A 15,171-nucleotide genomic window follows, 5' to 3' on the forward strand; every position below is an offset into this window, starting at 1 on the left:
CCCCAGGGGCCTGTCTTGATCACATCCGTGCGCCGAACGCTCGTCATGCAGCTCGTGACCGAGACCACGGGCCGTTCTCCCGTGATGGCGCATCTCGCGTATCGCGCCGACGACCCGTTCGCCGTCACCATGACCTTCAGCCACGACGGTCTGGTGCTCGCCCGGTGGCGGCTCGACCGCGAGATGCTGGCCGAGGGGATCGAGCGTCCGGTGGGTGAGGGCGACGTGCGTATCGGCCCGCGGGCCACCGGCAGCTGGCGGGAGGTGCGGCTGGAGTTCTTCGGCCGCCCCCACTCCGACGGCGGACGCCAGCACGCGGTGGTCGTCGGCTGGGCTCCCGCGGTGCTGTCGTTCCTGGACGAGACGCACCGGATCGTCGCCGCCGGCGAGGAGCGGGTCTCCCTCGACGGGTTCCTCGCGGAGGTCATCGCCGGCGGCTGACGTGACCGGGGCCGCCGGCCGGAGCGGTTCCCGGTCGCGTCAGCCGTCGGCCTCCGGGGCGCCGTGACCGTGAGCGCCCCGCGCAGGTCCGCGTCGCGACCCGTCAGTGGGCGGATTCCCCCACGTGCGGCACCACGCGGGTCAGTCCCAGGACCCCCCACAGGACGAGGCCGGCTCCGGCGAGTTCGGGGAGCAGCCACCAGCCGGTGCGGATCGTCTCGCCGAAGAGGAAGACGCCGAGGAACAGGCTCACGGTGGCGTCGCCGATCGTGAGAGCGGGCTGCGAGGCGGCCAACGGGCCCGCCTGGAGGGCGTTCTCCAGCAGCAGCACGGCACCGATGCCCGTCACGACGAATCCGTACGTCTGCCACACGGTGAGGAAGGCGACGAGGCCGTCGTCCTCGAGTGTGCCCACGGCCGACTTCAGAAGCGCGGCCGTCAGGGCGTTGCTGATGGCCGAGGCCGATCCGAGCACGGCCGCGCGGAACAGCGGCGGACGTCCGGGGCGCGAGACCGCGACAGCGACGGCGACCGCCGACAGACACAGGATCAGTATCGGGATCCAGCGGGCCATGGGGGCGGACGTCTCCGCTCCCGACGGGTCGGCGGCGACGAGGACGAGACCGAGGCCTGCCACCACGCCGGCGACGGCCCACCATCCCGCGCCGGGGAGGCTGCGGTGCAGCAGCGGAATGGCGATCATCAGGGCGAACGGGAGCTCCAGGATGAACAGGGGCTGGACCAGGGACAGCGGTCCGTTCACCAGGGCGAGGGCCTGGAAGAGCGCCGCTCCGGCCACGCCGGCGATGCCGATCAGCCACGCGGGCTGCCGGGCGAGTTGCAGGATGAGCCGCAGTCCGCCGCCCTGGGGGACGCGGGAGGCCGCCTTGCGCTGGAACGCCGTACCCATGGCGTTGCTGGCGGCTCCGAGCACGGCGAACAGTACGGCCAGCGCTATCACCCCTCCACCATGCCCCGGGACGGCGGGCCGTGGCATCCCGGGCCGACCGGCCGGGCGGCCGCTCGGCCGAGGGATCAGAGCCGGTCGGGACCGGGGCAGGAGCAGGCGGCGCGCTCCGTGGCCGCCGCTCTTCCGTGGTCCCCGCCGGTGGCACCCGCCGCCCGCTGCGGACCGGTCGTGACCATGAGGTGGACGAAGACCAGCCACAGGCCGGCCGCGGCCGCCGCGCGGCGGAGCCCGCGTCTGCGGGCCGCCGACACCGGATCCGGCGCGCCGGCGACCGGGAGGCCGACGGTCCGCGGTGCCGGCTCCCGCGTGGGCGACGCGACGCGCGGGATCGCGGTCGGAGGCGGTGGAGCGGTGGGCCGGGTCCGGCTGGGCGTGGACGCGCCGCGTGGGGACGGGGTGAGCGCCTTCGCCGGTGGCGGGCTGGGGGCAATGGCCGGGGTTCGCGGCGACGCCGTGGCCGGGTCCGTGACCACCACGGGGGCGAGGCCCTGGGCCAGGCCGCTGAGGAACGCGGCGTAGGCGGCCCGGCGCCTGCCGGTGGGGGTGGTGCGGCCGGCCTCCCAGGAACGGACCGTCGCCGGGGTCACCCCGAACGCGGTCGCGACCTGCTGTTCGGACAGATTCCAGGAGCGGCGCAGCCCGGCCCTGACCTCGGGCGCCGGGAGAGGGGACTTGCCGTCGCGACGGCGCGGGTGGGACGGCATGGGCAGCGGCTGCTGCGGGAGGAGGTCGATCGTCATGACCGTAGGACAACCGCACTCCCGGTCATGTGACTGTCTGTCCGCGAATCCACCCGTCCGCAGTAGTCGACGGAGGCCACCCCGCCGTCGGCGGGCCGCGAGGCGGTCAGTCGACGGTGACGACCACGGAGTGCCGGCCGCTGGCACCGTCCGGAATGGTCTGGGTGCGCTTGGCCGTCTGCACCCGGCCCGTGCGGTCGGTCGCCCGGACCGTGAGGGTGTGCCCGCCGCTCGTGGCCTGCCAGGGGAACGACCACTGACGCCAGGTGTCGACGGTGTCCTCGGAGCCGAGGCGTGCCTCCTGCCAGGCGCCGTCGTCCACCCGCACCTCGACCTTGTCGATCCCCCGGTGCTGGGCCCAGGCGACCCCGGCCACCATGACGGTGCCCGCCTTGGGCCGCGCGAAGGGCTTCGGGGTGTCGATGCGGGACTCGGTCTTGATGGGCGCCCTGCGCGCCCACTTCCGCTTCACCCAGTACGGGTCGTACGCGTCGAAGGTGGTCAGCTCGATGTCCTTGATCCACTTGCAGGCCGACACATAGCCGTAGAGGCCGGGGACGAGCATCCGCACCGGGAAGCCGTGCTCGAACGGCAGCGGCTGCCCGTTCATGCCCACGGCGAGCATCGCGTCGCGGCCGTCCATCACGTCGTCCACGGGACTCCCGATGGTCATGCCGTCGACCGAGCGGGCCACCAGCTGATCGGCCGGGCCGCCCTTGGACGGCGGGCGTACGCCGCATTCGGCGAGAAGGTCGGCCAGCCGCACGCCGATCCAGCGGGCGTTGCCCACGTACGGGCCGCCGACCTCGTTGGACACGCAGGTCAGCGTGATGTTCCGCTCGATCAGCTCGCGCCGGAGCAGGTCGTCGAACGTGAAGGTCTTCGGGCGGGTCACGCCCTTGCCGTGGATCTTCAGCCGCCAGGCGGTCGCGTCCACCTTGGGGACCACCAGGGCGGTGTCGACGCGGTAGAAGTCGCCGTTCGGCGTCACGAAGGGGCTGATCCCGGGGATGCGGAGCTGCGCGCCCCTGGGGATGGGCCTGGCCCGGGAGGAGGCGACGGGCAGCACCAGTTTGTCGCGCGAGGCGACCGCGTCCTGGCCGCGGTTGCCGTTCAGCGACCGGCCCAGAGCCCCCGCTCCGGCCGAGGCGGCGGCCGCCGCGGTGGCGGCGATGATGAATCCGCGCCGGTCCCAGCCGGACTCCCTCGACGCGACGGCCGGGGCGGCAGCTCCGACGGTCGCCGCGGAGTGGTTCTCGTCCGGCTGGGGGTCCGGCGCGGAGGGTGCGGGCCGGGCGACGGTGAGCCGTCCGACCAGCACGTACAGGAGGGCTGCGCCGCACAGGGCGCCGACCACCGACGGCAGGGCGTCGGTCCAGCTCGTGGAGTCGGGACGGCTGAGCGCGGCGGCACCGCCGATGACACCGAAGAGGAGCACGCCCGCCGCTCCGGCGCGCCGGTGACGGACGGCGAACGCGCCGAGCACACCGGCGAACAGGGCGAGGACGACCAGGATGCCGAGCTGGAGGACGAGCTTGTCGTTGGTGCCGAAGTGCCGGATCGCCCAGTCCTTGACGGCGGGCGGCGTGCGGTCGATGGCGGCGCCCCCGACGGCGACGATCGGGCCCGCTTCCGGCCGTACGAGCGCGGAAACCAGTTCGGCCATGGCGAGCGCGGCGAATCCGGCGAGAAATCCGCTCAGCGCACCGAGCGGGTAGCGCACCCAATTCTTCCGCGCATTCCGGTCCTTCTGTCCTGTCATCACGGTGGGAATCCGATTCCGGTGGCCCGGCGGATTGGTCCGGACGGGAAATTCACCTCGTACGACCATGCCCTCCCGGCCGTACCGGTGGGGCACGTCCGTCCGGCTCCGTCGTCCCGTTCCGGCCTCTCACGCGCGAAAGCCCAGCAGTGCCACGGGGGTCGACGTGGGGTGGGCCGAACCCCCGGCGGGCTCGACGGTGACGCCCAGTCCCGAGGCCGCGCCGATGTCGCCGTCGAGGACCACGGTGACGGGGCCGCGGGAGGCGTGCACGAGGCCGGCGGGCCGCATCACCCCGGCGTCGTCGAACCAGAGTTCGTACACACGGCCCCGCCCCGGTGAGGGGACGGCGTCGGCGGCGAACAGAGCGCGGTCCACCTGGTGCGAGACGACCACGCGGGCGGTGGCGTCGCCGGTCAGCGGCAGGGACCGGGTCTCCGAGTCCGGGGCGGCCAACAGCGCGGTGACGAGGGCCAGTCGGTGTTCCGCCCGGGCCTGTTCCGCACCGGCCCGCTGATTCTGCGACACGCTCGCGCCGCCGAGTGCGAGGGCGGCGGCGACGCAGGCCGCGAGGGCCCAGCGCCCGGCGCGGTGCGAACGTCCGGTGTGCACCGGGATCCTCGTCCACCGCAGGTGGGCCGGGACCTGCCGTGTTCCCTCGATCCGCGTCAGCACGTCCTGCCGGAACTCCCCTCGCGGGCGGACCGTCGCGGCGGCGGCGAGCCGGGCGGCGGTCTCCCGGAGTTCCTCCGCCTCGGTCGTACAGACCGGGCAGGACCCCAGGTGCCGCTCGAACGCGGTTCGTTCGGCGGGGTCCAGCGCGTCGAGGGCGTAGGCACCCATCAGCAGATGCGGATCGTTTCTCATGACGACGTCCGGGAGACGGCCGTGAAACGGAACCGCCCGATGAACGCGGAGCGATCGGGCTCCGTCCCGGCCGGGAATGCACCTGCGAGAATTCCACGCGACATTCGGAGTCCTTTCCCGGCACACAGCCCATCGCCGGTAATCCGCAGCCGAAGCGGCCGCGGATTGGTGTGCGATTCCTCACGGACCCGGGTGAAGCACCCCGAGCCGGGCACCCGAGGGGTGGAGCCCCGTCACCCCCTATCCCCGTGGTGGCGGGGCTTCGCGCACCCGCCCGGCGGCAGCGTCCCCCGATCCGGCCGGAATGCGCGGCACTCCGGAATGGAGGAGCGTGGTGGCGTAAGGAGGAGTGCCATGGCCACGAAGGCCGCGCCCGGCGAGCGGGACGGTGGGGACCGGAGCTGGCTGCGGGGCTCACCCCCTCCGCGCTGGCTACGGCTGCTTCCGGTCGTCCTGCTGGTGGGCGTCTGCGTCGCCGAGCTCGCCACCAGCCGCGCGCTGGACATCGGGTTCCTGCTGGGCGCCATCCCCTCGCTCGCCGTCCTGTCCTACGGGCCGGTGGCGACGGCGGTGTTCGGCGTGGTCGTCGTGATCCTGCTGAACGTCCCCGCCATCCAGCTCAACCATCCGGGCAACACCGACCTGATCACCGTCATCTTCATCGCGCTGCTCAGCATTCTCGTGGCCCTGGTCCTCAAACGCAGGGAACAGCATCTGGTCACCGTGCGGTCGGTGGCGGAGGCCGCGCAGCTCGCCGTGCTGCCCCCACTGCCCGGCCGGGTCGGGCCGGTGCGCTGTGTGGGTCTGTACCGGCCCGCGCAACGGGAGACGCTGGTGGGCGGCGACTTCTTCGAGGTGCGTGACGGTCCCTTCGGTGTCCGGGCCGTGATGGGTGACGTGCAGGGGCACGGGCTGTCCGCGGTGGGGACGGTCGCGTCGCTCCTCGGGGCGTTCCGGGAGACCGTCCTCGACCAGCGCGACCTCGTCGAGGCGGCGGCACGGCTCGACCGCAGGCTGGTCGTGGACTCGTCGGCCTCCGAGCACGCCGAGATGTTCGCGACCGTGCTGCTGCTGGAGTTCTCGCCCGCGGCGGACGCGGTGCGGCTGGTGTCCTGCGGGCATCCGCGTCCACTGCTGCTGCGCGGCACGAAGACCCTCGAACTGGACAGCGAGCCCGGGCCGCCGGTCGGCACGGGATTCTTCGGGCTGGCCCCTCCCGAGTGCCGCACCGTCGACCTGGAGCCCGGCGACCGGCTGTTCCTGGCGTCGGACGGCGTGAGCGAGAGCCGCGATCCGTCCGGCGCCTTCTATCCCCTGCCGGACCGCCTCACCACGTTCGCCGACGAGACCACGAACGCCCTCCCCGACCGCGTCTGGAAGGACCTCACCGCCTTCTGCCCCGCGATCCGCGACGACGTCACGATGCTCGTACTGGCACCGGTGCCGCCCGACGGGACGTGACCGTACAGCGGCCATCGGACCCGCCTGCCCGCACCGCGCCCGGTCAGCGTGCCGCGTTCGCCGCGATGTCCCGTGCCGCGATGTAGCCGAACGTCATCGCGGGCCCGATCGTCGAGCCCGCGCCCGCGTAGCTGTGGCCCATGACGGCCGCGCTGGCGTTGCCCGCGGCGTACAGGCCCGGGATCGGTGTGCCGTCGGGACGCAGGACGCGGGCGCGGGCGTCCGTGCGCAGGCCGCCCTTGGTGCCGAGGTCGCCGGGGACGATCCTGAAGGCGTGGAACGGGGGCAGCCACAGCGGGGCCAGGCAGGAGTCGGGGTGGACGGCGGGGTCGGTGTAGTAGTGGTCGTAGGCGCTGTCGCCCCGGTGGAAATCGGGGTCCCTGCCGTTCAGGGCCTGGCTGTTGAAGCGGTTGACCGTGGCGCGGAGCGCGGCCGCGGGGACGCCGATCCGGCCGGCCAGGGCGTCGAGGGTCCACTCCTTGTGCGCGGCGCCGGAGGTGTACCAGGAATCGGGGAACGGGAACGTGGGCGCGACGTCCTTGAACAGATAGCGGTTGCGGTAGTTCTGGTCGACCACCAGCCAGGCCGGGATGTCCGGCGCGCTCGCGTTCCGCTCGTACATGGTGTGCACGACGTCGCTGTAGGGCCCGGCCTCGTTGACGAAGCGCGCTCCGGCGGCGTTCACCAACAGGCCGCCGGGCAGGGTGCGTTCGGCCAGGCAGAAATAGGGCTCGCCGGGGAGCGGGATCGCGGGTCCCCACCACGCGTCGTCCATCAGGTCGAGGGCGGCTCCGGCCCGCCGCCCCGCCTGGATGCCGTCACCGGTGTTCTCCTTGGCCCCAACCGTCCAGTCGGTCCCGATGGGCTGCCGCTGGTACTGGGCGCGCATCGCGGCGTTGTGCTCGAAGCCGCCCGAGCCGACCACGACGGCGCGCCTGGCCCGGACGAGTCCGGGCACGCCGTCCCGGGTGACGACGGCGCCGGTGACGGCGCCGTTCTCGATGAACAGGTCGGTCAGCGGGGTGTTCAGCCACACCGGGACCTGGGCCGCGAGCAGTCCCGCGCGCAGGCCCGCGGCCAGGGACTGGCCCATCGTGAGCGGCTTCTGGCCGAGCAGCGCGGCCTTCGTCCCGCGGGCCAGGCATGCCGTGGCGACCGCCGCGCCCTTCACGCTCACGGCGGCGAGGGTGAGCCACTTGTAGTCGGCGCTGAAGACGACCATGCCGGCCGGGACCGCCATGTACGCCGGGTTCAGACGGGCGAGTTCGGCGCCGAGGATGTTCCCGTCGAGCTGGTCGGGCTCCATGGAGCGGCCGCCCGGAAGGCCGCCGGGCAGCTCGGGGTAGTAGTCGCTGTACCCGTCCATCCAGCGGAAGCGCAGGGGGCTGTTGGCCAGGACGAAGGAGATCATCGCGGGCCCCTGGCCGAGGAAGGCCGCCTGCCGGTCGGCGGAGACGTCCGGGCCGACGACGGCGGCGAGATAGGCGGCGGCCTTCGCCGGGGTGTCGGGGACCCCGGCGGCGAGGATCACCTCGTTGTTGGGGATCCAGATACCCGCGCCCGAGCGCGCCGCCGAGCCTCCGAAGGTGGCCGCCTTCTCCACGACGACGCAGCTCAGTCCCTGTTTCGCGGCGGTCAGGGCGGCGGTCATGCCCGCCGCGCCGGAACCGACCACGACGACGTCGTACGTTCCGAGGGCCGGCAGGTCGGCCGCCGTGGCGCCGGTGGCCGTGGCGAGTCCGGTGGCGAGCGCGAGCCCGGTTCCGGTGGCCGCGCCGAGCACGCGGCGCCGTGACGGGCGGGGCGCCGGGGCGGAGTCGGCAGGTCTGGCGGGGTCGGTGTTCGAGGACATGGCAGGTCGCTCCAGCAGGGCGGGGGAAGGTGGGGGCCTTGCGTGCTCCGGAGGCCCGACTGGCCCCCGCCGTACCGGTTCTGATGCAGCGTCAGAAATTTCGCGCAAGGGTCTTGTGAAGTCAAGAGCAAGTGGGCCGAGCCCGGTCGGACCACCCAAGATCGGACACAAGTTACCAACCGGTATGTAGTGACTTAACAAGCCAGTAACAGTAGAACGTGTTCCCACTCATCTCAGAGTGAGGAGCGTCACATGAGTGACATCAACCAGCCCAGCAAGGATTCCAGAGGTGTCTCGCGTCGACGATTCATTGCTGGAACAGGTTCTATTCTTGGGGCCGTGAGCCTCGCCGGACGCGCCGTCGCGGCCCCGGCGCCGACCGTCACGGCCGCCGCCTCCATCCCCTCCGGAGCCCACGTCCCCGTCCTCGTGATCGGCACCGGATACGGCGGCTCCGTCGCCGCGCTGAGGCTCGCCCAGGCGGGCGTCGACGTGCAGATGGTCGAGATGGGCATGGCCTGGGACACCCCCGGGCCGGACGGCAAGATCTTCGCCAACACCACCAGCCCGGACAACCGTTCGTACTGGCTGCGCACCAAGACCAAACAGCCCCTGAGCAACTTCCTCGGCTTCCCCATCGACCGGTCGATCCCGCGCTACACGGGGATCCTGGACGCCGAGGAGATGGGGCAGATCATCGTGTACCAGGGCCGCGGCGTGGGCGGCGGCTCGCTGGTCAACGGCGGCATGGCCGTCACACCCAAGCGGGAGAACTTCGGCGCCATCCTCCCGTCCGTGAACGCCGACGAGATGTACTCGACGTACTACCCGCGCGCCAACACGAATCTCGGCGTGGGACTGGTGGACCCGGCGTGGTTCGACTCCACCGACTGCTACCAGTACGCCCGGGTCGGTCGTAAGCAGGCCCAGCGTTCCGGCTTCCCGTTCGTGTTCGTGCCCGACGTGTACGACTGGGACTACATGAAGCAGGAGGCCGCCGGCACCGTGCCCAAGTCGGCGCTCGCCGCGGAGATCCTCTACGGCAACAACTACGGCAAGAAGTCACTGCAGAAGACCTACCTCGCCCAGGCCAGGGCGACCGGACGGGTCACCATCTCCCCGCTGCACAAGGTCACTTCGGTCTCCCCCGCGGCGGGCGGCGGCTACACCGTCCTGATCGACGAACTGAACACCAGCGGTGAAGCCACGGCCTCCAAGACGGTGACCGCCGACCGCGTGTTCTTCGCCGCCGGAAGCGTCGGCACCAGCAAGCTCCTGGTCAAGTTGAAGGCGACCGGTGCGCTGCCCTCCCTCAACGCCGAGGTCGGCCAGGGCTGGGGCGACAACGGCAACGTCATGTGCGGCCGGGCCAACCACCTCTGGGACCCGACCGGTTCGCTGCAGTCCAGCATTCCGTGCGGCGGCATCGACAACTGGGCCGCGGGAGGGGCGTTCGCCGAGGTCGCGCCCCTGCCCACCGGCATCGAGACCTTCGCGTCGTTCTACCTGTCCATCACCAAGAACCCCAACCGCGCCCAGTTCAGCTACAACGCGGCCACCGGCAACGTGGACCTGAACTGGCAGACCGCCTGGAAGCAGCCCGCCATCAACATGGCGAAGTCCATCTTCGACAAGATCAACTCGAAGGAGGGCACGATCTACCGCACCGACCTCTTCGGCGTGTACAAGATCTGGGGCGACCACCTGACCTACCACCCGCTCGGTGGCGCGGTCCTCAACAAGGCGACCGACAACTACGGTCGCCTGCAGGGCTATTCGGGCCTGTACGTGATCGACGGCGCGCTCATTCCCGGCAACACCAGCGTCAACCCGTTCGTCACCATCACCGCGCTCGCCGAACGCAACATCGAGAAGATCATCGCCACCGACCTCTAGCCGGCAGCCGGCGGTCGACGTCCGAGACGGTCCGGGCCGCCCGAGCGGCCCGGGTCCCCTCCGTCCGTCGGTCGCCTCTCAGTGCGTCGGCAGCACGCACACGCTGTCGAGGCCCAGTACGTGGTTGAGCCGGCCGAACGCCAGCCAGGAGCCGACGCTCATGCTCAGCTCCACGATCTCCCGCTGGCTGTAGCACGCGGTCATCCGGCCCCAGAACTCGTCGTCCAGACCGTGGTGGTCCAGGGCGTACCGCTCGGCGTACTCGGCGGCCAGCCTGGTCCGCTCGTCGAAGGCGTCGGTGGTACGCCACTGGGTCACCGCGTCCGCGAACTCCTCCTCGACCTTCAGCCCGTCCCGCTCCGTGCGCCAGTCGAGACAGAACATGCAGCCGTTGATCTGCGCGACACGCAGCCGCGCCGCCTCGAACTCGCGCAGCCCCAGCGTCGTGTGGGCGTACACCGAGAGCGAGAAGTTCGCCGCCGCCATACCGATGCCGGGCACCATGTCCCCCCACACGTACCCGATCGGCTCCTGACCCTCGGGGATGTCGATGTGCATGGTCATGGTCGTCACTTCCTTCCGAGTCGGCCGACTGCGGGTCGCAGCGGGACGTCGAGTGCGTCGTAGAGGCCCGGCTCCGCGTCCACGAGCCAGTCCACGGCGCCGACCAGCCGGCCGACCGCGGTGGCGTTCCCTCCCGCGGAACGGTTCTCGCCCTCGTCCGTCGCCTCGACGGTGACCTCGATCCGCGGGCTGCCCTCGATGATCACGCGGTGGGCGCCGTCGCCGTCGGGCGGCGTCGGCCAGTCCGGCGCGCAGGACGCGTGGATGCGGGTGACGTGCTCGATGACGATGAGGGGCTCGCCGCCGACCATCCCCTGCACCTCGAAGCGCACGGCACCCTGCGTGCCGGCCGCGAACTCCCCCATCGTGCGGGTGTTCACCGTCGTCGCGAGCGGACGCCGTTCCAACGTCTCGCGGATGTCGTCGAGTTCGACGCCGAGGGCCCGCGCCATGAGCCGTATCTGCCCGCCCCACACCATCGTCGGGATCGACGGGGCGAGCATCAGGGGCTCGTAGTCCATCGGCTGTCCCATGCCGACCAGGTAGCGGACGGACTCCTCCTGTTCGTAGGTGGAGTAGTCGAAGATCTCCTGGCAGCGGATGGCGTCGATCGTCGTGCCGAGTCCGCTGATCAGCAGGGGCAGCACGTCGTTGCCCCAGCCGGGGTCGACACCGGACACGAACAGGGAGCCGCCGCCGTCCGCGATGGCGGCGAGCATCGGATCCCGGAACTCCGGCGGCGCGTTGCGCTGGTCGTAGAGCGGATAGAGAGCGGGGGTGACGACGACCGCGCCGGCCCGGATGGCCCGCGCGATGTCGGCGAGTGCCTCGTCGGGTCGGATGTCGCCCGAGGCCGCGTAGACCACGGCCCCCGGCCCCCGCGCCAGGACGGCCTCGATGTCGTCGGTCGCGGCGAGGCCGAGGCCGTGACCGAGCCCGGCGAGTTCGCCCGCGTCGCGGCCGACCTTCCCCGGATCGTGGACGAGCACGGCCGTGAGTGTCAGCTTCGGGTGGGCCTCGACGGCGCGGATGGCCGCGCGGCCGACATTGCCGGTACCCCAGACCACCGTGGAAATCATGCGCGGAGGGTAGCGAGCCGACCGCGAGGTTCCCATAGCCGTGACCGGGGAAAAGATTCCGGCTCGGGACCGGCCCGTCCCGGAGGCCGGGCGAGCCCAGTCTGTCCCGGCCGGCAGGACCTAAGCTCGGGTGCATGGCCAAGTACTTCGACGTGCACCCGGACAACCCGCAGCGCCGCATCATCAGCCAGGCGGTGGAGATCGTCCGCGGCGGTGGACTGATCGTCTACCCGACGGACTCCTGCTTCGCGCTCGGCTGCGCGCTCGGCAACAAGGACGGCATCGACCGCATCCGTTCGATCCGCCAGCTCGACGAGCGGCACCACTTCACGCTGATGTGCGAGGACTTCGCGCAGCTCGGGCACTTCGTCCGGATCGACAACGCGGTCTTCCGGACGGTCAAGGCGGCAACCCCCGGCAGCTACACCTTCATCCTGCCCGCGACGAAGGAGGCCCCGCGCCGGCTGCTGCACCCGAAGAAGAAGACGGTCGGCGTGCGCATCCCGGACCACGTCGTCGCGCAGGCGATCCTCGCCGAGCTCGGTGAGCCGCTGCTGTCGAGCACGCTGCTCCTGCCGGAGGAGGACAAGCCGCTGACCCAGGGCTGGGAGATCAAGGACCGGCTCGATCACGTGGTGGACGCCGTGATCGACTCCGGCGACTGCGGTACGGAGCCGACGACCGTCGTCGACTTCTCCTCCGGGGAGCCCGAGATCGTACGGCTCGGAGCGGGCGACCCGTCACGGTTCGAGTAGGTCGGGTTCGAGTGGGCCGGGACGCCGAACCGCGCCGTGGGTCGTCCTCGCGGAGGACCCACGGCGCGGTCACTGTCCTTCAGGCCGTACGGGTGGTGCCGGTCAGCTGGTCGTCAGGGCGGTGTCGTCCACGACGAAGCTGGTCTGGAGCGAGGAGTCCTCGACGCCGCTGAACTTCAGCGCGACGGTGGAGCCGGCGAAGGAGGACAGGTCGAACGTCTTCTGGACGTAGCCGGTGGCCTTGTTGAGGTTCGAGTAGGTCGCCAGTGTGGTCGATCCGGCCGTGACCGTGAGCTTGTCGTACGCGGTGCTGGTGGTCGTCTCGGCCGTGTCGATGTGCAGGTAGAACGTCAGCGTGGCCTTGCAGCCGCTCGGTACGGCCACCGACTGGGACAGCGTGTCGGTGTGGGTCGAGCCGTAGCCGTCGAGCCAGGCCTTGTAGGAACCGCCGTGCGCGGCCTCACCGGTGTCGGTCGTGATGACCCCGCTGCTGGCGGTCCAGGTGGTGTTGCCGGACTCGAAGCCGGGGTTGCCGAGCAACTGCTTGGCGGTGCAGGTGCCCCCGCCGCCCGAGGAGCTGACCGTCCACGTGAACGTCGCGGTCCCGGTGGCACCGGTGCTGTCCGTGACGGTGACGGTCGTGCTGTACGTCCCCGCGGTCGTCGGGGTGCCGGTGACGGCGCCCGTCGAGCTGTTGATCGACAGACCGGCCGGCAGACCGGACGCCGCGTAGCTGAGCGAGCCGCTGTTGGTGCTGCTCGCCGCGATCTGCAGGCTCACCGCGGTGCCGACGGTGGCGGACTGGCTGCCCGGGTTGGTGACGGTCACGCCGCTGCTCGGCGGGGTGACGTGGCTGCCGACGTTGATGCCGGCGAAGGCGTTCGCCACACCCGCGTACTGCGCCGAACTCGCCCCGTACAGCGCCGTCGCGGCGTTGAGCGCGGCAGTGCGGGCGCTGGCGTAGTTGGTGCTGGACGTCATGTACGTCGTCAGCGCCTTGTACCAGATCTGCAGGGCGGCGGCCCGGCCGATACCGGCGACGGCGACGCCGTCGGAGGTCGGGCTGTTGTAGGTGACGCCGTTGATGACCTTGGTGCCGCTGCCCTCGGAGAGCAGGTAGAACATGTGGTTCGCGGGGCCCGAGGAGTAGTGGACGTCCAGGTTGCCGACGCCGGAGTACCAGCTGTCCGCGGAGCCGCCGTCCTTGCTGGGCTTGTCCATGTAGCGCAGCGGTGTGCCGTCACCGTTGATGTTGATCTTCTCGCCGATGAGGTAGTCGCCCACGTCGGAGGAGTTCGCCGCGTAGAACTCGACGCCGGTTCCGAAGATGTCGGAGGTCGCCTCGTTCAGGCCGCCGGACTCCCCGGAGTACTCCAGGCCGGCGGTGTTGGAGGTGACACCGTGGCTCATCTCGTGGCCCGCCACGTCCAGCGAGGTCAGCGCGTGGGTGCCGCCGGAGCCGTCGCCGTAGGTCATGCAGAAGCAGCTGTCGTCCCAGAAGGCGTTGACGTAGGCCGAGCTGTAGTGGACGCGGGAGTAGGCCGCGACGCCGTTGTTCTTGATGCCGCTGCGGCCGAACGTGTTCTTGTAGAAGTCCCAGGTCATCTGGGCGCCGTAGGCCGCGTCGGCGCCGGCGGTCTGGGTGTTGGAACCGGCGCCGGTCCCCCAGGTGTCGTCGGCGTCCGTCATCAGGGTGCCGGTCCCTGACGTGGCGTTGTTCAGGCTGTACGTCTTGTGGCCGCCGCGCGTGCTGTCGGTCAGCTGGTACGTCGAGCCGGACAGCGTGGTGTTCAGCGTCACGGTGCCGCTGTACTGGGTGTTGCCGGTGCCGGTCTGGACGCCCTCGTAGCGGCTGAGTTCCTTGCCGGTGGTCGCGTCCGTGACGACGTGCAGCTTGCTCGGGGTGCCGTCGTCCTGGAGGCCGCTGACCACGGTCTCCCAGGCGAGGCGCGGGGTGCCCGTGCCGGCCCAGATCACCTTGCGGGCGCTGTCCGCGGCGGGCTTCTGCGCCTTCAGCGACTTGGCCGCCTTCAGTGCCTGGGCGCCGGCGGCGGTCCTGGTGAACGACGCGGTCGTGGTCGCGACCTTGATGGTGTGCTTGTTGTTGAAGGTCGTGCCGACCGTTCCGGTGGCCCGGGAGGCGGGCGGAGTGTGGACGACCACGTCGCCGCCGAGCACCGGCAGCCCGGCGTAGGTGCGCTCGTAACGGGTGTGCAGGGTGCCGTCGTTGTCCTTGACGACGTCCTTGACGACCAGCTTCTCCTTCGGGCCGAGGCCGAGGAGCCCGGCGGTGTCCGTCGTCCGCTGCGAGGCCTTCTTCAGCAGGGCGGTGTGCTGGGCGGGGGAAAGCTTCGTCTCCAGTCCCCCGGTGCGCAGGGGGCTGGTGTGGGGGGCGGGCTTGGCGGCTGCCGGGACCGTCTGTATGCCGACGGCCAGGAAAGCGGCGGTGGCCACCAGGGCTCCGGCCGCGGTCGCCTGACGGGGGATACGTCTCACTCGTACTCCTACTGCTTCGGCCGCGGTCGGCGGCCGGTGACAGACCGGGCAGACGGGATGTGCTGTCCGGGACGAGCTGAGCAGGGGCGTGCGGGAACGCGACCGTGGGCAGGTCGGACGCGACCTGCCGTACAGGTGGGGGAAGGATTGCACTGTTGACCGATGCATGACATCGCCTCGTCGCCGATCGAGGGTTATCCCTACGCCGCGGTGAGGGAACACCCTGTCGGCCGTCGTGCCGTCGCACGCCGACGGCGTCCTCGCGCCCCGTCTCTCGCCGGGCCGCGA

Annotated in this window: 12 protein-coding genes; 4 read left to right on the forward strand and 8 right to left on the reverse strand. The window is 71.3% G+C overall.

Translation table 11 applies throughout. From position 1 onward, the window contains the following. Positions 1-15: 15 nt before the first annotated feature. Entirely contained in the window at positions 16-441 is a 426-nt protein-coding gene (locus tag ABZT74_RS17985) for an SsgA family sporulation/cell division regulator (RefSeq protein WP_356171302.1), read from the forward strand. 103 nt (positions 442-544) lie between these two features. On the opposite strand, the gene ABZT74_RS17990 is transcribed toward ABZT74_RS17985, so the two are convergent. The 4 genes from ABZT74_RS17990 to ABZT74_RS18005 all read right to left on the reverse strand — a co-directional run bounded on the left by ABZT74_RS17990 (position 545) and on the right by ABZT74_RS18005 (position 4,780). After that, positions 545-1,402: a DMT family transporter gene (locus ABZT74_RS17990; protein WP_356436028.1), complete on the reverse strand. Its 858-nt coding sequence runs from the start codon at positions 1,400-1,402 to the stop codon at positions 545-547. A gap of 74 nt (positions 1,403-1,476) precedes the next feature. After that, positions 1,477-2,151, reverse strand: a complete 675-nt coding sequence (locus tag ABZT74_RS17995; protein ID WP_356436031.1) for a helix-turn-helix domain-containing protein — start codon at positions 2,149-2,151, stop codon at positions 1,477-1,479. Positions 2,152-2,257: 106 nt separating this feature from the next. Beyond that, positions 2,258-3,913 (reverse strand): sulfite oxidase, encoded by a 1,656-nt coding sequence (locus ABZT74_RS18000; protein WP_356436122.1) that lies wholly within the window; start codon positions 3,911-3,913, stop codon positions 2,258-2,260. A gap of 129 nt (positions 3,914-4,042) precedes the next feature. Further along, positions 4,043-4,780 (reverse strand): anti-sigma factor, encoded by a 738-nt coding sequence (locus tag ABZT74_RS18005; protein ID WP_356436034.1) that lies wholly within the window; start codon positions 4,778-4,780, stop codon positions 4,043-4,045. 354 nt (positions 4,781-5,134) lie between these two features. Between ABZT74_RS18005 and ABZT74_RS18010 the strand changes: the two genes are divergently transcribed. After that, complete coding sequence (locus ABZT74_RS18010) at positions 5,135-6,241, forward strand: PP2C family protein-serine/threonine phosphatase (protein ID WP_356171290.1); 1,107 nt, start codon at positions 5,135-5,137, stop codon at positions 6,239-6,241. Between the two features lie 43 nt (positions 6,242-6,284). On the opposite strand, the gene kstD is transcribed toward ABZT74_RS18010, so the two are convergent. Further along, positions 6,285-8,093: a 3-oxosteroid 1-dehydrogenase gene (gene kstD, locus ABZT74_RS18015; RefSeq protein ID WP_356436037.1), complete on the reverse strand. Its 1,809-nt coding sequence runs from the start codon at positions 8,091-8,093 to the stop codon at positions 6,285-6,287. Between the two features lie 252 nt (positions 8,094-8,345). Between kstD and ABZT74_RS18020 the strand changes: the two genes are divergently transcribed. Further along, positions 8,346-9,989: a GMC oxidoreductase gene (locus ABZT74_RS18020; protein ID WP_356436039.1), complete on the forward strand. Its 1,644-nt coding sequence runs from the start codon at positions 8,346-8,348 to the stop codon at positions 9,987-9,989. A 78-nt stretch (positions 9,990-10,067) separates the two neighbouring features. On the opposite strand, the gene ABZT74_RS18025 is transcribed toward ABZT74_RS18020, so the two are convergent. Together ABZT74_RS18025 and ABZT74_RS18030 are read right to left on the reverse strand one after the other, a co-directional pair. Continuing rightward, positions 10,068-10,547 (reverse strand): carboxymuconolactone decarboxylase family protein, encoded by a 480-nt coding sequence (locus ABZT74_RS18025; RefSeq protein ID WP_356436125.1) that lies wholly within the window; start codon positions 10,545-10,547, stop codon positions 10,068-10,070. A gap of 11 nt (positions 10,548-10,558) precedes the next feature. Next, positions 10,559-11,632, reverse strand: coding sequence for a dihydrodipicolinate reductase (locus ABZT74_RS18030; protein ID WP_356171281.1), 1,074 nt, complete (start codon positions 11,630-11,632; stop codon positions 10,559-10,561). A 134-nt stretch (positions 11,633-11,766) separates the two neighbouring features. Between ABZT74_RS18030 and ABZT74_RS18035 the strand changes: the two genes are divergently transcribed. Then, entirely contained in the window at positions 11,767-12,387 is a 621-nt protein-coding gene (locus ABZT74_RS18035; RefSeq protein WP_355878479.1) for an L-threonylcarbamoyladenylate synthase, read from the forward strand. 102 nt (positions 12,388-12,489) lie between these two features. On the opposite strand, the gene ABZT74_RS18040 is transcribed toward ABZT74_RS18035, so the two are convergent. Further along, positions 12,490-14,883 carry a M4 family metallopeptidase gene (locus ABZT74_RS18040; RefSeq protein ID WP_355878482.1) on the reverse strand — a complete coding sequence of 798 codons (2,394 nt, stop codon included), beginning with the start codon at positions 14,881-14,883 and terminating at the stop codon, positions 12,490-12,492. Positions 14,884-15,171: the final 288 nt, after the last annotated feature.

The organism is Streptomyces sp. NPDC005302 (assembly GCF_040607345.1).
In the GTDB taxonomy this organism is placed as follows: domain Bacteria; phylum Actinomycetota; class Actinomycetes; order Streptomycetales; family Streptomycetaceae; genus Streptomyces.